This window comes from Aphanothece microscopica RSMan92, from assembly GCF_046613545.2.
Lineage (GTDB): Bacteria > Cyanobacteriota > Cyanobacteriia > PCC-6307 > Cyanobiaceae > NIES-981.
The window spans coordinates 1-20,454 of record NZ_JBKKKY020000034.1 but is presented as its reverse complement, the minus strand read 5'-3'; the positions used below and the strand labels follow the sequence as shown (position 1 = coordinate 20,454).

Genomic DNA, 20,454 nt, shown 5'->3' with positions numbered 1-20,454 from the left:
GCGCTGCGGCCAAAGGTCATCTTGCCTCAGAGGTCGCCTGGGGGGTTGGCTCGGAGGCGGGGTCGGCGCTGGTGAGCAGTCGCTGTTCCAGCGCTTCAAGGACTGAGTCTGCAACCTGGCAGCGCAGGGCCCGCTGCAGACGCTTGCGCCGTCGGGCCTCGCCGAGACAGTCGTGGCTGGGGCAGAGGTAGGCCGAGCGGCCCATGCCCTGATCCAGCGCGATGCCTCCCTCGGCGAGGCGGATGACCCGCCAGAGCAGGGTGCGGTCACACAGGGTGCGACAGGCGACACACCGTCTCAGCACGGGTCTGGCGTTCACCGGGCCTCGCCCTCGTCCTCGCCCTCGCCTGCCTGGGCCACCAGCGGCTCGGGCTCGGCTTCCAGCTGGGTTTCGAACTCCTGTTCAGGGGCTTCCTCCCCATAGCCCTCCTCGTCCTCGGGGAGGGGATAGAGCTCCCGCAGGCGGGCGTCTTCCTCGGCGCGGGCGGCCTGTTCGGCGGCGAGCCGGGCCTCGGCCTCCGCCTGAAGGGCTTCCTCCTCCTCGCGCATGGCGATCAGCTCGGCCACCACGGCGTCCTCGGAAGCCTGGTCGTACTCGGTGGCGTTCTTGATGTCGATCTTCCAGCCGGTCAGCCGGGCGGCCAGCCGCACGTTCTGCCCCTCCCGGCCAATGGCCAGGCTGAGCTGATCAGGGGGGACCAGCACGTGGGCGTGCTGCCCTTCCGGGTCCACCAGACGCACCGCTTCCACCCGCGCCGGACTGAGCGAATTGGCGATGTACTGGCCGGGGTCGTGGGACCAGCGGATCACGTCGATCTTCTCGCCGCGCAGCTCGTTGACCACCTGCTGGATGCGGGAGCCGCGGGCGCCGATGCAGGCTCCCACCGGATCCACTTCCCGTTCCACCGAATCGACCGCCACCTTGGTGCGTGGACCGACCGACCGGCTGGGGGGATTGGCTTCGCGGGCCACCGCCACGATCCGCACGGAGCCCTCCTGGATTTCCGGGACTTCGTTCTCGAAGAGATACACCACCAACCCCGCATTGGCCCGGCTCACGAACAGCTGCGGACCCCGCCGGGAGACCTCACTCACCTCCTTCAGGAACACCTTGAAGGTGGCGTTGGCGCGGTAGTTGTCGTTGGGCAGCTGGTCGCGGCGCGGCAGCTCGGCCTCCACCTCCGGGCGGCCCAGGCCGCTGCTCACCGCCATGATCACGCTCTGGCGTTCGAAACGGATCACCCGGGCGGTCAGCACGGGATCCTCCAGGTCCGCGAATTCCTCCTGGATCATGCGGCGCTGCTGGTCGCGCAGCTTCTGGGCGAGCACCTGCTTGGTCGTCGCGGCGGCCATCCGCCCGAAGTCGTCCTTCTCAGGCGTCACGTCCAGGACCACGGTGTCGCCGATCTGGGCGTCATCCGCCACCTGCTGCACCTCGTCCAGGGCGATCTGGTGGTCTTCGCTCTCGACCTCCTCCACGATGATCTTCGAGGCCAGCACCCGATAGCCCTCGTCATCGAGGTCCAGCTGCACGTCGAAGTTGGAGAAGTAGTCCTCCTCGAACGGATCCTCGCTGATGCCCAGATACAGCGTGCGCCGGTAGCGCTCATAGCCCTTGAGCAGGGCCTCCCGCAGGGCCGCCTCGACGACCGAGGGAGGCAGTTTCTTCTCTTCGCTGATGTCCTCGATCAGGTTGTTGAGACCGGGAAGCAGGACCAGGGCCATGGGATTTTCGGTTGTGGGTGATTCGGTTTTGGGTGATTCAGTTGTCGTCGCTGGGGGTGACCAGCAGAACCTCGAGCACGGCGTCGCGGGGGATCCGTTTGGTGCGGCCGCGCAGGTTGATCAGGAGCTCCGTATCGGTGCGTTCCAGCAGCAGCCCCTGGCAGCGGGTCTCCTGACCCTTGGCATCGAGGAAGCTCACGCCGACCGGGAATCCGCGAAAGCTGCGGAAATCGCGGTCGTCGTGCAGCCTGTCGCTGACACCCGGACTGCTGACCTCCAGAACATAGGGCTCCTCCGCCAGCAGTCCCGCCTGCTCGATGGCCTCATCCAGCGGAGCGCTGATGCTGGCGCACTCATCGAGGCTGATGTCCACGCCATCGCCCCGCTGCGCCAACACCTGCAGGGTCATCGGGATGCGATGGGTCTGCAGGTTGACGCCCCGCAGCTCGAAACCGAGACCGGCCAGGATGGTCCTGGCCAGGGATTCCAGCTCGGGGATCAGGGGGTGCGGCAAGGCGAAGGGTCGGCGGTATCGACCCGCCGCCGGATCAGCGGATCAACCTACGGGATCGCCACTGGAGCCCTGGTTGCCCATCATCGCGCCGACATCGATCATCGGAGCCTCGGCGTAGTAGTCACTGCTCTGCACGGTGCCGCGCTGGCTCGGGTCCTGGTTGAGGCACTGGGCCTTCTGACCGTCGCTGCGGAGGTACTGGCAGACCCTGGCCCAGAGCTTGGCGCGGGTCCCCGGCGCCCCCTGGCTGAAGTGGACCAGGTCGGCGCCGCCGACCATGCCCTGGATCTCCACCTGGCAGAGGCTGCAGCGCTGCCGGGTGCCGGGGGGGATTGCTGCCATGGCGGCCTCGGTGATCAGAGGGCAACTTAGGCGGATGCGCCTGCTCCAGCTCAGCGATCCCCATCTCCTGGCGGATCCGACCGGGACCTACCGGGCCCGCCAGCCGCGGCAGTGGCTGGCCCACGCCCTGCGCCAGGCGCTGGCCGGCGTACCCGAAGCCCCCGACCTGCTGCTGATCAGCGGTGACCTCTGCCAGGACGAGAGCCTAGGCGGTTACGGCGTGCTGAGGGAGCTGCTGCAGCCCCTCGGCGTGCCGGTGGCCCTCCTGCCCGGCAACCACGACCACCCCCTGCTGCTGCGGGCGGCGCTGGGCCGTTGCACGCGGATCGCGCCGGCCCTGCTGAGGGTGGGGGACGGCTGGCTGCTGCTGCTCGACAGCCACCGGCCCGGAGCGACGGAGGGTTGGCTGGGCCGACGTCAGCTGGCCTGGCTTGCCGAGCGCCTCCAGGAGCTGCGCCGCCGGGCCGACCGTCTGCCGCTGGTGGTGGCGGTCCATCACCCGCCCGTTGCGATCGGCGATCCGGTGATGGACCCCATCCGGCTGATGGACGGAGAGCAGCTGATGGCGCTGTTGCAGGACGCCCCGGGGCTCGAGGCGGTGCTGTTCGGCCACGTCCACCAGCACTGGCAGGGAGCCCTGCCGGGTCGGGAGGCTGTGCCCCTGCTGGGCTGCCCCTCCACCCTCTGCGGCTTCACGCCGGTGCAGCCCTGTCCCCTGGGGCGGCCCGATGATCCCGGCGGCCGCTGGGTCGCCATCAGCCCATCGGGCGGTTTGCGCCACTCCCTGCTGCGCTGGTCGGCTCCTTAGCCTCGGGGACCCATCCGTCGTGGGCCCATGGCCACCCCGCTGAGCGCATGACCCCGCCATCCCTACGGGGCCGACTCCGCCGGCCCCTGGCCTGGCTGGGAGTCCGCCTGGCCGTGCTGGTGCTGGTGCTGGCCACAGGCCTGGCTCCGGCCCTGGCGGCGTCCCTCCCGGTGCCCCACAGCTTCGTGGCGGAGGCGGCCCGGGCCGTGGCCCCCGCCGTGGTGCGGATCGACATCGAGCGGGATGTGGCCCGGCAGCCCTTCGACCCGGCCCTGCTGGATCCGCTGCTGCGGGATCTGTTCGGCGATCCCTCCGGGAGCATGCGTGAGCGGGGCCAGGGGTCGGGGGTGGTGATCGATGCCGCCAAGGCCCTGGTGCTCACCAATGCCCACGTGGTCGACCAGGTGGATCGCGTCGAGGTGACCCTGGCGGACGGCCGCCAGCTCGACGGCACCGTGGTGGGCAGTGATCCCGTCACCGATCTGGCCCTGGTGCGGATCCGCGGTGCCAGCGAGCTCAAGGCCGCCCCGCTGGGGGATTCCGAGGCCCTCGAGGTGGGGGACTGGGCGATCGCCCTCGGCAGCCCCTACGGCCTGCAGCGCACCGTCACCCTCGGCATCGTCAGCAGCCTGCACCGCGACATCAACAGCCTCGGCTTCGCCGACAAGCGCCTGGATCTGATCCAGACCGACGCCGCCATCAATCCCGGCAATTCCGGCGGCCCCCTGATCGATGCCGCCGGCCAGGTGATCGGCATCAACACCCTGGTGCGCTCCGGCCCCGGGGCGGGCCTGGGCTTCGCCATCCCGATCAACCTCGCCCGGCGGGTGGCCGAGCAGCTGGCCGATGGCGGCCAGGTGGTCCACCCCTACCTGGGCCTGCAGCTCGTGCCCCTCACCGCCCGCCGGGCCCGCGACAACAACCGCGATCCCGATGCCCTGCTGCAGCTGCCCGAGCGCGATGGCGCCCTGGTGCAGCGGGTGCTCCCGGACAGCCCGGCCGAGACCGCCGGCCTGAAGCGGGGGGACCTGGTGGTCGCGGTGGCGGAGCTCCCTGTTCGCGACCCGTCCGCCCTGCTGAAGCAGGTGGAGCTGGCGTCGGTGGGTGAGCCCCTGCCCCTCACCGTCGTGCGGGGACGCCGGGAGCTCAGCCTCTCGATCCGTCCCGCCGCTCTCCCTCGGGCGGGCTGAGCCCATCGGGCCAGCCGGGAACCCAGCCAGGCCACTGCTCCCAGCCGGGCCACTGCTACGGTCGCGGCCCCGAGCGCTGGCGTGAGATGTCGGATCTGCAGGACCGCATGAAGCAGGCGGTGGCCGAGGCGGCCACCGAGCAGATCCGGAGCGGCATGGTGGTCGGCCTGGGCTCCGGCTCCACGGCCGCGCTGATGATCCAGGCCCTGGGCGCCAAGCTGAAGCGCGGCGAACTCACCGACATCACCGGCGTCACCACCTCCTTCCAGGGGGAGGTGCTGGCCGCGGAGCTGGGGATTCCGCTCAAGAGCCTCAATGCGATCGAGCGCATCGACCTCGCCATTGACGGTGCGGATGAGGTGGATCCTGCGTTCCAGCTGATCAAGGGCGGTGGCGCCTGCCATGTGCAGGAAAAGCTGGTGGCGCGCCGGGCGGAGCGCTTCGTGGTGGTGGTGGATGCCACCAAGCTGGTCGACACCCTGAACCTGGGCTTTCTGCTGCCGGTTGAGGTGCTCCCGGGGGCCTGGCGTCAGGTGCAGGCTGAGCTGCAGGCCCTCGGGGGCGAGGCCCAGCTGCGGATGGCCGTCCGCAAGGCAGGCCCGGTGGTGACCGACCAGGGCAACCTGGTGCTCGACGTGCGCTTTGCCGGCGGGATCACCGATCCAGCCGGCCTGGAACAGGAGATCAACAACCTGCCCGGTGTGCTCGAGAACGGTCTGTTCGTGGGGATCACCGACCAGGTGCTGGTGGGGGAGATCGCGGGGGATCAGCCCCGGGTGCGGGATCTGGAGAAGCGCTGAGGCCTCAGTCCAGCCGCTGCCGCACCGATTCGGCGTGGCTGTGCAGCCCCTCGCTCTCGGCCAGGGCCACCACCGCCTCGGCCGTGGCGTGGAGGGCCTGGCGGTTGAAGCGGATCAGGGAGGTGTGGCGCAGGAACGTCTCCACGCTCAGGGCGCCGGCGAACCGTGCCGTGCCGGAGGTGGGCAGGGTGTGGTTCGGGCCGGCCAGGTAGTCGCCCACCGCCTCCGGCGTGTAGGGGCCGAGGAAGATCGCGCCGGCGTGCTGGATGCGTTCGGCCAGAGCCTCGGGTTCCTCCACCAGCAGTTCGAGGTGCTCGGGTGCGAAACAGTCGCTGAGGGCGGCCGCCTGGTCGAGGTCCTCGCAGACCACGATCAGCCCCCAGTTCTCGAGGGCGGCCCGGGTGATGGCGGCGCGGGGATGGCCGCTCAGCTGGGCTTCGATGGCGGCCGGCACGCTGCGGGCCAACGCCTCACTGGTGGTGAGCAGGATGGCGGCGGCCAGGGGATCGTGCTCCGCCTGGGCCAGCAGATCGGCGGCGACCTGCTCGGGCCGGGCGGTGTGGTCGGCGATCACCAGCACCTCGCTCGGTCCGGCGAGCGAGTCGATGGCGACCTGGCCGTAGACCGCCTTCTTGGCCAGGGTCACGTAGAGGTTGCCCGGACCGGTGATCACATCCACCCGGGGAATCGAGGCCGTGCCGTAGGCGAGGGCCCCGATCGCCTGGGCTCCGCCGACCCGGTAGATCTCCTCGATGCCGGCGAGGTGGGCCGCCGCCAGCACCGTGGGATTGGGCTGGCCCGTGGGCCCCGGCGGGGTGACCATCACCAGCCGCCCGACCCCGGCCACCTTGGCCGGCACGGCATTCATCAGCACGGTGCTGGGATAGGACGCCCGCCCACCGGGCACGTACAGGCCGGCCCGTTCCACCGGCCGCCAGCGCCGTCCGAGTAGCTCGCCATGGGGGCCCGTGACCGCCAGATCGCTGGGACGCTGGTGCCGGTGGAAGGCCAGGATCCGTTCATGGGCCAGCTCCAGGGCCCGCCGCAGGTGGGCCGGACACTGCTCCCAGGCGGCGGCCAGCTCCTGCTGGGGGATGCGCAGGGGCTCGGGCCGCACCCCGTCGAACTCCTCGGTCAGCGCGATCAGGGCGGCATCCCCTTCCCGCCGCACCCGCTCGAGAATGGCGTCGACCCGCGCCGCGGCCTGGATGATCTGCTCCCCGCTGGTGCGCTGGGCGATGGCCTCCAGCCGCGCCGCTGCGGCGGCCTGGTCCCGCAGGCAGGCAAGCGTGATGGTGGTGGGGGAGGCGACCACGGCGGGGCTGGGAAGCGCAGGCTTCAAGCTAGAGGTCCGCTGCCCTGGCCAACGAGCCGCCAGGTAAGATCTTCGTTTGCCGAACCAGCGCCTGTCCGCCTGTGGCCAATAACAAATCGTCGAAGAAGCGCATCGAGATCGCCGAGCGCAACCGCCTGCGCAACCGGGGCTACAAGTCGGCGCTCCGCACCCTGATGAAGCGCTGCTTCACGGCCTGCTCGGCCTACAACCAGGATTCCGGAGACGCCGGCAAGGCCGCCGTGCAGCAGAGCATGGGCGCCGCCTTCAGCAAGATCGACAAGGCCGTCAAGGTGGGTGTGCTGCACCGCAACACCGGCGCCCATCAGAAGTCCAGGCTGAGTGCGGCCGTCAAGAAGGCTCTCGATCCGGCCCCGGCCAGCGTCTGATCGTCCGGGTCCCACCCGGCTGGCGCCCCATTCGCCAGGCCCCATTCGTGACGCCCCTTTGACACCATGGCGGCTTCCAGCGCGTCGGATGCCGCCATGGCCCCAGCAGCAGCCGCCCACGATCCGGTCGCCGTGGCTCCCTCCGAGGGGCAGGTCACAGTCCCCCTGGTGGATTCCCACTGCCACATCGTCTTTCGCAACTTTGACGACGATCTGGACCAGGTGGCCCAGCGCTGGCGGGAGGCCGGCGTGGTCTCCCTGGTCCATGCCTGTGTGGAACCGTCCGAGATCCAGGGGATCCGTGCCCTGGCCGATCGCTTCCCCGAGATGCGCTATTCGGTCGGGGTGCATCCCCTCGACACCGAGCACTGGCGGCCCGACACGCAGCAGGTTCTGCGGGAGGCCGCCCAGGCCGACCCCCGGGTCGTGGCGATTGGGGAGCTCGGTCTCGACCTCTTCCGCGACACCAACCTCGAGGCCCAGCTCGCAGTGCTGCGGCCCCAGCTGGATCTGGCCCTGGAGCTGGACCTGCCGGTGATCATCCACTGCCGTGACGCGGCCGAGCCCCTGTTGGTCGAGCTGCGGCAGCGGGCGGGGGCGGGGGCCTGCCCCCGGGGCGTGATGCACTGCTGGGGCGGAACTCCCGAGGAGATGGCGGCCTTTCTGGAGCTGGGTTTTCACATCAGCTTCAGCGGTGTCGTCACCTTCCCCAAGGCCGAGGCCACCCATGCCTGCGCCCGCCTCGTTCCCGAGGATCGCTACCTGGTCGAGACCGACTGCCCCTTCCTGGCGCCGGTTCCACGCCGGGGGAAGCGCAACGAGCCCGCCTATGTGGCCTCGGTGGCGGCCCGTGTGGCGGAGCTGCGGGGGGAGAGCCTCGAGCGCGTGGCCAGGGTCAGCACCGCCAATGCCCGGGAGCTTTTCCAGCTGCCGCGTCACAATGTATGATGTTTCATTGGCCTGGAAGCGAACTCGCTCCTTGTTGTCGACGCCTGCAGCCTTGATCCGAGCCCGTTAGGCGCGCCCCCTCGGCAGCCGTTCCCCGCGGGGGGAGCGGCTGTTGGCGTGGGCAGCTGCGGACCTCAGAGCTGCAAAGGCCGGCCGGCCTGTCCCCTCCACCAATCCGATCCTGCAGGTTCACCGCATGAGCAGCGCGATCCAGGTCGCCAAGACCGCCACTTACCTCCCCGATCTGGTCGAGGTACAGCGGGCGAGCTTCAAATGGTTCCTGGAGAAGGGGCTGATCGAGGAGCTGGAGAGCTTCTCGCCGATCACCGACTACACCGGCAAGCTGGAGCTGCACTTCATCGGCAGTGAGTACCGGCTCAAGCGACCCCGCCATGACGTGGAAGAGGCCAAGCGTCGCGATGCGACCTTCGCCTCCCAGATGTATGTCACCTGCCGGCTGGTCAACAAGGAGACCGGTGAGATCAAGGAACAGGAGGTGTTCATCGGCGAACTCCCCCTGATGACCGAGCGGGGCACGTTCATCATCAACGGCGCCGAGCGGGTGATCGTGAACCAGATCGTGCGTTCGCCCGGCGTCTATTTCAAGGACGAACAGGACAAGAACGGCCGCAAGACCTTCAACGCCAGCCTCATCCCCAACCGGGGCGCCTGGCTGAAGTTCGAAACCGACAAGAACGATCTGTTGCACGTGCGGGTGGACAAGACCCGCAAGATCAACGCCCACGTGCTGATGCGGGCGATCGGCCTGTCCGACAACGACGTGCTCGACAAGCTCCGCCACCCGGAGTACTACCAGAAGTCGATCGAAGCGGCCAACGACGAGGGCATCTCCTCGGAGGACCAGGCCCTGCTGGAGCTCTACAAGAAGCTCAGGCCCGGTGAGCCTCCCTCGGTGAGCGGCGGTCAGAGCCTGCTGCACAGCCGTTTCTTCGATCCCAAGCGCTACGACCTGGGCCGGGTCGGTCGTTACAAGATCAACAAGAAACTGCGCCTCACCATCCCCGATGCCGTGCGCACCCTCACCCCCGAGGATGTGCTCAGCACGATCGACTACCTGATCAACCTCGAGCTCGATGTCGGCGGGGCCAGCCTCGACGACATCGACCACCTCGGCAACCGCCGCGTGCGCTCGGTGGGTGAGCTGCTGCAGAACCAGGTGCGGGTCGGTCTGAACCGGCTCGAGCGGATCATCAAGGAACGGATGACCGTCGGCGAGACCGAATCGCTCACGCCGGCCCAGCTGGTGAACCCCAAGCCCCTGGTGGCGGCGATCAAGGAGTTCTTCGGCTCCAGCCAGCTCAGCCAGTTCATGGACCAGACCAACCCCCTGGCCGAGCTCACCCACAAGCGCCGCATCAGCGCCCTCGGTCCTGGGGGTCTCACCCGGGAGCGGGCCGGCTTCGCCGTTCGCGACATCCACCCCTCCCACTACGGGCGCATCTGCCCGATCGAGACACCGGAAGGGCCGAATGCGGGTCTGATCGGCTCGCTGGCCACCCACGCCCGGGTGAACGAATACGGCTTCATCGAGACGCCGTTCTGGAGGGTGGAGAACGGAATCGTGCTCAAGCAGGGCGACCCGATCTATCTCTCGGCCGATCTCGAGGACGAGTGCCGCGTCGCCCCCGGCGACGTGGCCACCGACGCCAGCGGCCTGATCACCGCTGATCTCGTGCCGGTCCGCTACCGCCAGGACTTCGAGAAGGTGCCCCCGGAGCAGGTGGACTATGTCCAGCTCTCACCGGTCCAGGTGATTTCGGTGGCCACCTCGCTGATCCCCTTCCTCGAGCACGACGACGCCAACCGCGCCCTGATGGGCTCGAACATGCAGCGGCAGGCCGTGCCGCTGCTGCGGCCTGAGCGTCCGCTGGTGGGCACCGGCCTGGAGACGCAGGTGGCCCGCGACTCCGGCATGGTACCGATCACCCGGGTCAACGGCACGGTCACCTTCGTGGATGCCACGGCGATCGTCATCCGTGACGAGAACGGCGTCGAGCACGCCCATCACCTCCAGAAGTACCAGCGCTCGAACCAGGACACCTGCCTGAACCAGCGGCCCATCGTCCAGCAGGGCGATCAGGTCATCGCCGGCCAGGTGCTGGCCAATGGCTCGGCCTGCGAGGGCGGCGAGATCGCCCTCGGCCAGAACGTGCTGATCGCCTACATGCCCTGGGAGGGTTACAACTACGAAGACGCCATCCTGGTGAGCGAGCGTCTGGTCACCGACGATCTCTACACCTCGGTGCACATCGAGAAGTACGAGATCGAGGCCCGCCAGACCAAGCTGGGGCCCGAGGAAATCACCCGGGAAATCCCCAACGTCGCGGAGGAGAGCCTCGGCAACCTCGACGAGATGGGCATCATCCGTGTGGGTGCGTTCGTCGAGAGCGGCGATATCCTGGTCGGCAAGGTCACGCCCAAGGGCGAATCCGACCAGCCGCCCGAAGAGAAGCTGCTGCGGGCGATCTTCGGCGAGAAGGCCCGCGATGTGCGCGACAACTCCCTGCGCGTGCCGAGCACCGAGCGGGGTCGCGTGGTGGACGTGCGGATCTACACCCGGGAGCAGGGCGATGAGCTGCCGCCCGGCGCGAACATGGTGGTGCGGGTCTACGTGGCCAAGCGCCTCAAGATCCAGGTCGGCGACAAGATGGCCGGCCGCCACGGCAACAAGGGCATCATCAGCCGCATCCTTCCCCGGGAGGACATGCCCTACCTGCCGGATGGCACCCCCATCGACATCGTGCTCAACCCGCTGGGCGTGCCCAGCCGGATGAATGTGGGCCAGGTGTTCGAATGCCTGATGGGCTGGGCGTCTTCCCACCTGGGCTGCCGCGTCAAGGTGGTGCCCTTCGATGAGATGCACGGGGCCGAAAAGTCCAAGCAGACCGTCCAGGCCTTCCTGGAGGAGGCCGCCAGCCAGCCCGGCAAGGACTGGGTCTATGACCCGGAGAATCCCGGCAAGATCCAGCTGATCGATGGCCGCAGCGGCGAGGCCTTCGACCAGCCGGTCACCGTGGGCTATGCCCACATCCTCAAGCTCGTCCACCTGGTGGACGACAAGATCCACGCCCGCTCCACCGGTCCCTACTCCCTGGTCACCCAGCAGCCCCTGGGCGGCAAGGCCCAGCAGGGCGGCCAGCGGCTCGGGGAGATGGAGGTCTGGGCCCTCGAGGCCTATGGCGCGGCCTACACCCTGCAGGAACTGCTCACCGTCAAATCCGACGACATGCAGGGCCGCAACGAGGCGCTCAACGCGATCGTCAAAGGCAAGCCGATCCCCCGTCCCGGCACGCCCGAGTCGTTCAAGGTGCTGATGCGCGAGCTGCAGTCCCTCGGCCTCGACATCGCGGTGTACACCGATGCGGGCGAGGAAGTCGACCTCATGCAGGACGTCAACCCCCGCCGCAGCACCCCGAGCCGGCCCACCTACGAATCCCTCGGCGTCGCGGATTACGACGACGACTGATCGCTGATCAATCCGGATCGCCTGACGGCCACCCGCCCACGGCCATCTCAGGAACGCCTTCCGTGTTGACGCACACCCCCTCGATCTCCGCGCGCTAGCCCCATGTCCAACAGCAACCTCCGCACCGAAAACCACTTCGACTACGTCAAGATCACGCTCGCTTCACCCGAGCGGATCATGCAGTGGGGGCAGCGCACGCTGCCCAATGGTCAGGTGGTGGGTGAGGTCACCAAGCCCGAAACCATCAACTACCGCACGCTCAAGCCGGAGATGGACGGCCTGTTCTGCGAGAAGATCTTCGGTCCGTCCAAGGACTGGGAATGCCACTGCGGCAAGTACAAGCGGGTGCGCCACCGGGGCATCGTCTGCGAACGCTGCGGCGTGGAGGTGACCGAGAGCCGGGTGCGGCGCCACCGGATGGGCTTCATCAAGCTGGCGGCTCCGGTCTCCCACGTCTGGTACCTCAAGGGGATTCCCAGCTACGTGGCGATCCTGCTGGACATGCCCCTGCGGGATGTGGAGCAGATCGTCTACTTCAACTGCTACGTGGTGCTCGATCCGGGCGATCACAAGGCCCTCACCTACAAGCAGTTGCTCACCGAGGACGAGTGGCTGGAGATCGAGGATGAGATCTACGCCGAGGATTCGGAGATCGAGAACGAGCCGGTGGTGGGCATCGGTGCCGAGGCCCTCAAGCAGCTGCTGGAGGACATCGACCTGGCCGAAACCGCCGAACAGCTGCGCGAGGAGATCGCGGCCAGCAAGGGCCAGAAGCGGGCCAAGCTGATCAAGCGTTTGCGGGTGATCGACAACTTCATCGCCACCAACGCCAAGCCGGAGTGGATGGTGCTGGATGTGATTCCGGTGATCCCGCCCGATCTGCGCCCGATGGTGCAGCTCGACGGCGGTCGCTTCGCCACCTCCGACCTCAATGATCTCTACCGGCGGGTGATCAACCGGAACAACCGCCTGGCGCGTCTGCAGGAGATCCTGGCTCCGGAAATCATCGTCCGCAACGAGAAGCGGATGCTGCAGGAAGCCGTCGATGCCCTGATCGACAACGGCCGCCGCGGCCGCACCGTGGTGGGGGCCAACAACCGGGCCCTGAAGTCGCTCAGCGACATCATCGAGGGCAAGCAGGGCCGCTTCCGCCAGAACCTGCTCGGCAAGCGGGTCGACTACTCCGGCCGTTCGGTGATCGTGGTGGGCCCCAAGCTGAAGATGCACCAGTGCGGCCTTCCCAAGGAGATGGCGATCGAGCTGTTCCAGCCGTTCGTGATCCATCGCCTGATCCGCCAGAACATCGTCAACAACATCAAGGCGGCCAAGAAGCTCATCCAGCGGGCCGATGACGAGGTGATGCAGGTGCTGCAGGAGGTGATCGAAGGGCATCCGATCCTGCTCAACCGGGCTCCGACCCTGCACCGGCTCGGCATCCAGGCGTTCGAACCGAAGCTGGTGGATGGCCGCGCCATCCAGTTGCATCCGCTGGTCTGCCCGGCCTTCAACGCCGACTTCGACGGTGACCAGATGGCCGTGCACGTGCCGCTGGCGATCGAGGCGCAGACGGAGGCCCGCATGCTGATGCTGGCCAGCAACAACATCCTCTCGCCGGCCACCGGCGAGCCGATCATCACCCCCTCGCAGGACATGGTGCTCGGGGCCTACTACCTGACGGCGGAACAGCCGGGCGCCCCCAAGCCCGCCTTCGGTGACCGGGCCCGGACCTTCGCCGGTCTGGAGGATGTGATCGCCGCCTTCGAGGAGAGGCACATCGGTCTCCATGACTGGGTCTGGGTCCGCTTCAGCGGCGATGTCGACTGCGACGACGAGGACAAGGAGCCCGTCGAGCAGATCACCCTCAGCGACGGCACCCGCGTGGAGCAGTGGAAGTACCGCCGCGACCGCTTCGACGAGGACGGAGCCCTGATCAGCCGCTATCTGCTCACCACCGTGGGCCGCGTGGTGATCAACCACACGATCATCGACGCCGTGGCTGCCGCCTGAGCCGGCCCAATCCCTCTTCGCCCTCTCCGTCTTTCCACCTGCGCGCAGCCATGACCGCCACCCCCGCCAAGAAAACCAGCAAGAAGTCCGCCAAGAAGGCCGCCGATCCCATCGTCGAGGTGGCTGGTTCCACGAATGCCCCGCTCACGCGGGAGGCCCCGCCGTTCCGCAACCGGGTCGTCGACAAGAAGGCCCTGCGCAACCTGGTGGCCTGGGCGTACAAGCACCACGGCACGGCGGCCACGGCCTCGATGGCCGACGAACTGAAGGATCTCGGCTTCCATTACGCCACCCAGGCCGCCGTGTCCATCTCGGTGGACGACCTGCGCATCCCGGGTGACAAGGCGGCCCTGCTCGCCGAGGCCGAGGAGCAGATCACCGAGACCGAGGAGCGTTACCGACTCGGTGAAATCACCGAGGTGGAGCGTCACACCAAGGTGATCGACACCTGGACGGAAACCAACGAGCGGCTCGTGGCGGCGGTGCGCCGCAACTTCAACGAGAACGATCCACTCAACTCCGTGTGGATGATGGCCAACTCCGGCGCCCGGGGGAACATGTCCCAGGTGCGCCAGCTGGTGGGCATGCGCGGCCTGATGGCCAACCCCCAGGGGGAGATCATCGACCTGCCGATCCGCACCAACTTCCGCGAGGGGCTGACCGTCACGGAGTACGTGATCTCCTCCTACGGCGCCCGCAAGGGTCTGGTGGACACCGCCCTGCGCACGGCGGACTCCGGCTACCTCACCAGGCGTCTGGTGGACGTGGCGCAGGATGTGATCGTGCGGGAAGACGACTGCGGCACCACCCGCTGCATTCCGATCGATGCCGATGAGCGCGGCCGCTTCGCCAGCAAGCTGGTGGGTCGCCTCGCCGCCGAGGACGTGGTCGACGCCCAGGGAGAGGTGATCGTCTCCCGTGACGGTGAAATCGATCCCCCCCTCTCCAAGCGGATCGAGGCGGCCGGCGTGCGGACCGTGAAGGTCCGCTCACCGCTCACCTGTGAGGCCTCCCGTTCCGTCTGCCGCAAGTGCTACGGCTGGGCCCTGGCCCACAACCAGCTCGTCGACCTCGGCGAGGCCGTCGGCATCGTGGCCGCCCAGTCGATCGGGGAGCCCGGCACCCAGCTCACCATGCGCACCTTCCACACCGGCGGTGTGTCCACGGCCGAAACCGGCGTGGTGCGCTCCCTGGTGGATGGGGCGGTGGAGTTCGGCCCCAAGGCCCGGGTCCGGGCTTTCCGGACCTCCCACGGCGTCGATGCCCAGATCGCCGAGACGGACTTCCAGCTCCAGCTCAAGCCCAGCGGCAAGGAGAAGATTCAGAAGCTCGACATCACCACCGGCTCGATCCTGTTCGTGGCCGATGGCGAGACTGTGCCTGCCGACACGATCCTGGCCCAGATTTCCACGGGGGCCACAGTCAAGAAGAGCGTGGAGAAGGCCACCAAGGATGTGATCTGCGATCTGGCCGGCCAGGTGCGCTACGAGGACGGCATCCAGCCCAAGGAGGTGACCGACCGCCAGGGCAACATCACCCACAAGGCCACCCGTCTCGGCCGGCTCTGGGTGTTCGCCGGGGATGTCTACAACCTCCCCCCCAACGCTGAACCGGTCATCCCTGGCAAGCGTGCCGTCACGACCGGTGAGGTGCTGGCCGAGAGCAAACAGCCCAGCGTCTACGGCGGCGTGGTGCGCCTGGGTGAGAGCCGCGGCGACTCCCGCGAGGTGCAGATCGTCACGGCCAGCCTCACCCTGAAGGACTGCAAGCTGGTGGGTGAGTCCACCCACTCCGGCGAGATCTGGCACCTCGAGGGCAAGGAGGGCAACCGCTACCGGCTCAACACCGCGCCGGGCAGCAAGATCGGCAACGGCGAGGTGATCGCCGAGCTGGCGGACGATCGCTTCCGCACCCAGACCGGCGGCATCGTGAAGTTCGCGCCGGGGCTCGCCATCAAGAAGGCCCGCAGCGCCAAGAACGGCTACGAGGTGAGCAAGGGCGGCACCCTGCTCTGGATCCCGCAGGAAACCCACGAGATCAACAAGGACATCTCCTTGCTGATGATCGAGGATGGCCAGTGGATCGAAGCCGGCACCGAGGTCGTCAAGGACATCTTCAGCCAGACCGCCGGGATCGTGACGGTCACCCAGAAGAACGACATCCTGCGGGAAATCATCGTGCGCTCCGGTGAGCTGCACCTGGTCTCCGACAGCAAGACCCTGGCCAAGTTCGCCGATGGCCGGATGGTCAACCCCGGTGAGGAGATCGCCAAGGGTCTCACGGCCGAGAGCATGCGCTTTGTGGAGGCGGTCGACACGCCCGATGGCGGCGCCCTGCTGCTGCGGCCGGTGGAGGAGTACGCCATCCCGGATGCGGCCCATCTGCCGGAGCTCAGCACGGTGAAGCAACCGGGCGGTCCCTCGATGGGCCTGAAAGCCACCCAGCGCCTGGCCTTCAAGGACGGTGAACTGATCAAGAGCGTGGAAGGGGTCGAGCTGCTGCGCACCCAGCTGATCCTGGAAACCATCGACACCACGCCCCAGATGACGGTGGATGTGGAGGCCATGCCCGACAAGCGGGCCAAGACGATCGAGCGGCTGCAGCTCACCATCCTGGAAACCCTGCTGGTGCGGCGCGACACCCTCTCCGATGCGAGCCACGGCTCGACCCACACCGACCTGCAGGTGGAGGACGGCGACACCGTCAAGAAGGGTGATGTGATCGCCACCACCCAGATCCTCTGCAAGGAGGACGGCGTGGTGCAGTTGCCCGAGCAGACCGACGGTGAACCGATCCGCCGCCTGATCGTGGAGCGGGAAGGCGACACCCGCACCATCGACCTCGGCGGCGCCGCTCCGGCGGTGGCGGTGGATCAGCGCATCGTCGACGGGGATCTGCTGGCGGAGGGGGTGCCGTCCCCCTGCTGCGGCCAGGTGGAGGCGATCGACGGCTCCGCCGTCACCATCCGCCTGGGACGCCCCTACATGGTGTCGCCCGACTCCGTGCTGCACGTGCGCGACGGCGAGCTGGTGCAACGCGGTGATGGCCTGGCCCTGCTGGTGTTCGAGCGCCAGAAGACCGGCGACATCGTGCAGGGTCTGCCCCGGATCGAGGAATTGTTGGAAGCTCGCCGTCCGCGGGAATCCACCATCCTCTGCCGCAAGAGCGGCACCGTGCAGATCAAGCAGGGCGACGACGATGACACGATCACCGTCACCGTGATCGAAGCCGATGACGTGATCAGCGAGTACCCGATTCTGCTGGGCCGCAACGTGATGGTCAGCGATGGCCAGCAGGTGAGCGCCGGTGAGTCGCTGACCGATGGCCCGATCAACCCCCACGAGCTGCTGGAGTGCTTCTTCGAAGACCTGCGCAGCCGCAAGCCCACGATGGATGCGGCCCAGGAGGCCATCTCCAAGCTGCAGTTCCGGATGGTGACGGAGGTGCAGAACGTCTACAAGAGCCAGGGCGTCTCGATCAGCGACAAGCACATCGAGGTGATCGTGCGCCAGATGACCAGCAAGGTGCGCATCGAGGATGCCGGGGACACCACCCTGCTGCCCGGTGAGCTGATCGAGCTGCGTCAGGTGGAGCAGGTGAACAGCGCCATGGCCATCACCGGCGGTGCGCCGGCCGAGTTCACGCCGGTGCTGCTGGGCATCACCAAGGCCTCGCTCAACACCGACAGCTTCATCTCGGCGGCCTCCTTCCAGGAGACCACCCGGGTGCTGACGGAAGCCGCCATCGAAGGCAAGAGCGACTGGCTGCGCGGCCTCAAGGAGAACGTGATCATCGGTCGGCTCATCCCTGCCGGCACGGGCTTCAGCGGCTTCGAGGAGGAACTGCGGGCCGAAGCCGGCCCGCATCCCGACATCCTCGAGGAGGAGGCCGCCGGCTACCGGCGCATGCCCAACCTCCGGCCGGACTACACCGTGGAGATGCCGGCCCCGGCCGCGTCCACGGCCGTGCTGGACGATCCCTCCGATGCAGACCTGGAGGCCACCCGCAGCCGTCATGGCATCGAGGCCAGCGCCAGCACCCTGGCGGCCTTCACCCGGCCCAGCCAGGAAGACGGCCTCGAAGAGGAGCTGATCGCCGACCCCGCCGCCCTGGAGGGCCTCCAGGAGGAGGGACTGCTCAGCGAGGAGTGAGGGGCGCCCGGGGGCGGTTCTCCGCCCCCAGCCCTGGCGAGCCCCGCTGTTGTCCTGACGCGATGATCCTCTGATGCCCGCGAATCCATCCGCCCCCGCCGCCAAGGTGCCGCTCACGGCGCTGGGAACCCCGGTTCCCCAGCGCCGGCTGCCCCGCTTCGGCTTTCACACCCACACGGAACGGCTGAATGGCCGCCTGGCGATGCTGGGCTTCATCGCTCTGGTGGCGGTGGAATACCTGCTGGGCCACGGCCTTCTGGTCTGGCCGTGACCCAGCCCCTGCTGGGGATGGGCCTGGCGGGTCTGGAGACCTGGGCCCAGGAGCAGGGCCAGCCGGCCTTCCGCGGCCGGCAACTGCACGACTGGCTCTACGCCAAGGGGGCGCGCAGCCTCGAGCAGGTGAGCGTGCTGCCCAAGGCCTGGCGCGAGCAACTGCTGGCTGAGCCACCGAAGGGGTCGACCGACTGGATCGGCCGTTCGCGGGAGCTCCACCGCAGCGTGGCCCGCGACGGCACCACCAAGCTGCTGCTGGGCACGGCGGATGGCCTCAGCATCGAGACCGTGGGCATCCCCGCTCCCGGGCGGTTGACGGTGTGCGTGAGCAGCCAGGTGGGCTGCCCGATGGCCTGCCGCTTCTGCGCCACCGGCAAGGGTGGCCTGCAGCGCTCCCTGGCGGTGCACGAGATCGTGGACCAGGTGCTCTGTGTGCGGGAGGTGATGGGCGAGCGACCCAGCCACGTGGTGTTCATGGGCATGGGCGAGCCGCTGCTCAACATCGAGGCGGTGCTGGCGGCGATCGACTGCCTCTGCACCGACCTGGGCATGGCCCAGCGCCAGATCACGGTGAGCACGGTGGGCGTGCCCCGCACCCTGCCCACCCTGGCGGAGCAGGCCCTTGAGCGGCTGGGCCGCGCCCAGTTCACCCTGGCGGTGAGCCTGCATGCCCCGGATCAGGCGCTGCGGGAGGAACTGATCCCCACAGCCCATGCCTATCCGATTGAGGCTCTGCTGGACGACTGCCGCCGGTATGTGGCGATCACCGGGCGGCGCGTGAGCTTCGAGTACATCCTGCTGGGCGGTTTGAACGACCAGCCCCACCACGCCGAGGCCCTGGCCCGGCTGATCCGGGGGTTTCAGAGCCATGTGAATCTGATTCCCTACAACCCCATCGAGGAGGAGGAGTTTCAGCGGCCCAGCTCAGCTGCCGTGGGGACCTTCCGGCGGGTGCTGCAGGAGCGGCGGGTGGCGGTGAGTGTGCGGGCCAGCCGGGGGTTGGATGCGGATGCGGCGTGTGGGCAGTTGCGGCGGCGGCAAAATGATGACTGAATATACTGCTAGAATATCTTGAGTATTTCACTTTACGGTTTGACGGAATTCGGCAACAACTAAGCCGCCAAATCATTTAAGAATCGCTATTGTTTTCGTTTCTAATGAATTTATCTGGCTCTTCCGGCGTCGCTGCGACTGTTGCGGAATGGCATGAATGTTTCACTCAGTCCATGCCAAATGATGTTCGGCTGCGCCTCCGGCCATTAGAGCATGGGCGTGATCGCGATCCCTTGACGCTCGAAATAGCCATGCATGCTGGCTCTGAAATGGTTGCCGAGGTAGGTATCCAAGCACTGACCTTTAGGCGCAATCTCCTGGCTCATAAAGGACGTATTAAGGAATGCTTGCAGGCGTGGATGCCATTCTTTGTTAGGATTTATTCAGCAATAGGATCTCGCTATGTTGCGCAAGTATCTGCAGGCGACGCTGGCGAGCCTGGTGTTTTATCCATGGATGGATTGTCTGCTGGTGAGCTTATCCCAGACCTGTATTCAATGCGAGCATCGCGGAACGGGAATTACCTGGGAAAAGCTCAGACTTTTAGCCGATTTAAGTCTGCCTGGATTCTTCGCAAGCCCTTGATCTTTTGGAGAGGAGGCACAACAGGTATTGGGGCGGTGTATCCGATTGACGACCTGAATTCATTGAAGGATAATCTTCGGGTAAGGTTATGCCTGGCTTATCGTGACACTGCTCATTGCGATATAAAGCTTAGCAGGCTGGTCCAATTGAAAGCTCAATTTTGCTCGGAGGCCAAGAGCTGGCTGGAAATGCAGAGCATATTGTCTGAACAAGTGCCTGAGTCAGAGTTTAGAAACTATAAATATTATCCCGATATCCCGGGGAACTGCTTGGCTTGGGGGACGATCTATAAGCACTTGTCCGGATGTCTTGTATTCCGGCCGCCATCTTGCAGGCAGCTTTATTACTATCGATTTATGCAGGCATGGCGGCACTTCGTGCCTGTCCTTGAAGATTACTCTGATTTAGTGGCACGGCAAGAGTGGTGTGAAAGGCACCCCGATCAGGCAGCATGGATTGCATGGATGGGTTACAGGGCGGCTAATCGCTATGTCAAGACTATAGGGGGGTGCTTTGTGGATGCGGTTCTTTCAGGTATCAAGCAGCTGGATGCAATTGAAATATGACTAATTGCTTTTAGCCTTCCTCCGGACATGCTTAGCCTCTTGACAGCGGCTTGTGTTCTGGTTGGCTGTTGCGTGAAACCACGTTGAAGCTCCTATGTATCGTCACCCCCCTTTCTGCTCTGGTTGATCCGACGAGTTCATGCGACGGCTCCCCTCGCTAGGTGTGTAGTGCCACTAGAAGCGTGTCGCGCATAAGCCCGCACGCCCCCTTTCCCCAGCCACCGCTGAATCTGCCCAGAACCCAGTGACTGCAATGGATCTGGAGGCGAGAATGGGGCATGGT

The 20,454-nt window shown here is 67.0% G+C and carries 16 protein-coding genes; 11 read left to right on the top strand and 5 right to left on the bottom strand.

What is annotated here, in order from left to right; genetic code table 11:
* Positions 1-16 precede the first annotated feature (16 nt).
* From ACLD7X_RS10460 to nblD, 4 genes are read right to left on the bottom strand one after another with little or no spacing between them, the layout of a single operon-like run.
* Positions 17-304: a DUF448 domain-containing protein gene (locus tag ACLD7X_RS10460; protein ID WP_412007289.1), complete on the bottom strand. Its 288-nt coding sequence runs from the start codon at positions 302-304 to the stop codon at positions 17-19.
* Between the two features lie 11 nt (positions 305-315).
* Entirely contained in the window at positions 316-1,725 is a 1,410-nt protein-coding gene (nusA, locus tag ACLD7X_RS10455; protein ID WP_411423570.1) for a transcription termination factor NusA, read from the bottom strand.
* 37 nt (positions 1,726-1,762) lie between these two features.
* On the bottom strand, positions 1,763-2,239 hold the full coding sequence (locus ACLD7X_RS10450) for an LSm family protein (RefSeq protein WP_411423569.1): 477 nt from the start codon (positions 2,237-2,239) through the stop codon (positions 1,763-1,765).
* Positions 2,240-2,281: 42 nt separating this feature from the next.
* Positions 2,282-2,581, bottom strand: a complete 300-nt coding sequence (gene nblD, locus ACLD7X_RS10445; RefSeq protein ID WP_411423568.1) for an NblD family protein — start codon at positions 2,579-2,581, stop codon at positions 2,282-2,284.
* A 34-nt stretch (positions 2,582-2,615) separates the two neighbouring features.
* Here nblD and ACLD7X_RS10440 point away from each other — a divergent pair, with 34 nt between their 5' ends.
* From ACLD7X_RS10440 to rpiA, 3 genes are all read left to right on the top strand, one after another.
* Entirely contained in the window at positions 2,616-3,389 is a 774-nt protein-coding gene (locus tag ACLD7X_RS10440) for a metallophosphoesterase (protein WP_411423567.1), read from the top strand.
* Positions 3,390-3,436: 47 nt separating this feature from the next.
* Entirely contained in the window at positions 3,437-4,579 is a 1,143-nt protein-coding gene (locus tag ACLD7X_RS10435; protein WP_411423566.1) for a trypsin-like peptidase domain-containing protein, read from the top strand.
* An 86-nt stretch (positions 4,580-4,665) separates the two neighbouring features.
* The gene (gene rpiA, locus ACLD7X_RS10430; protein WP_411423565.1) at positions 4,666-5,379 is read left to right on the top strand and encodes a ribose-5-phosphate isomerase RpiA; all 714 of its coding nucleotides are present in this window, start codon (positions 4,666-4,668) and stop codon (positions 5,377-5,379) included.
* A gap of 4 nt (positions 5,380-5,383) precedes the next feature.
* On the opposite strand, the gene hisD is transcribed toward rpiA, so the two are convergent.
* A complete protein-coding gene (hisD, locus tag ACLD7X_RS10425; RefSeq protein ID WP_412007290.1) occupies positions 5,384-6,694 on the bottom strand; it encodes a histidinol dehydrogenase in 1,311 nt (436 codons plus the stop codon).
* 101 nt (positions 6,695-6,795) lie between these two features.
* On the opposite strand from hisD, the gene rpsT reads away from it, so the two are divergent.
* The 8 genes from rpsT to ACLD7X_RS10385 all read left to right on the top strand — a co-directional run bounded on the left by rpsT (position 6,796) and on the right by ACLD7X_RS10385 (position 20,171).
* Positions 6,796-7,101, top strand: a complete 306-nt coding sequence (gene rpsT, locus ACLD7X_RS10420; RefSeq protein WP_411423563.1) for a 30S ribosomal protein S20 — start codon at positions 6,796-6,798, stop codon at positions 7,099-7,101.
* 66 nt (positions 7,102-7,167) lie between these two features.
* Positions 7,168-8,049, top strand: coding sequence for a TatD family hydrolase (locus tag ACLD7X_RS10415; RefSeq protein ID WP_411423562.1), 882 nt, complete (start codon positions 7,168-7,170; stop codon positions 8,047-8,049).
* A 196-nt stretch (positions 8,050-8,245) separates the two neighbouring features.
* Positions 8,246-11,536 carry a DNA-directed RNA polymerase subunit beta gene (gene rpoB / locus ACLD7X_RS10410; protein WP_411423561.1) on the top strand — a complete coding sequence of 1,097 codons (3,291 nt, stop codon included), beginning with the start codon at positions 8,246-8,248 and terminating at the stop codon, positions 11,534-11,536.
* Positions 11,537-11,638: 102 nt separating this feature from the next.
* The gene (locus ACLD7X_RS10405) at positions 11,639-13,543 is read left to right on the top strand and encodes a DNA-directed RNA polymerase subunit gamma (protein ID WP_411423560.1); all 1,905 of its coding nucleotides are present in this window, start codon (positions 11,639-11,641) and stop codon (positions 13,541-13,543) included.
* 50 nt (positions 13,544-13,593) lie between these two features.
* Positions 13,594-17,694: a DNA-directed RNA polymerase subunit beta' gene (locus ACLD7X_RS10400; protein ID WP_425625176.1), complete on the top strand. Its 4,101-nt coding sequence runs from the start codon at positions 13,594-13,596 to the stop codon at positions 17,692-17,694.
* 73 nt (positions 17,695-17,767) lie between these two features.
* A complete protein-coding gene (locus ACLD7X_RS10395) occupies positions 17,768-17,965 on the top strand; it encodes a hypothetical protein (RefSeq protein ID WP_411423559.1) in 198 nt (65 codons plus the stop codon).
* Between the two features lie 17 nt (positions 17,966-17,982).
* A complete protein-coding gene (gene rlmN, locus ACLD7X_RS10390; RefSeq protein ID WP_411423577.1) occupies positions 17,983-19,020 on the top strand; it encodes a dual-specificity RNA methyltransferase RlmN in 1,038 nt (345 codons plus the stop codon).
* A gap of 173 nt (positions 19,021-19,193) precedes the next feature.
* Positions 19,194-20,171 carry a glycosyl transferase family 90 gene (locus tag ACLD7X_RS10385; RefSeq protein WP_412007291.1) on the top strand — a complete coding sequence of 326 codons (978 nt, stop codon included), beginning with the start codon at positions 19,194-19,196 and terminating at the stop codon, positions 20,169-20,171.
* The last annotated feature ends 283 nt before the right edge of the window (positions 20,172-20,454 follow it).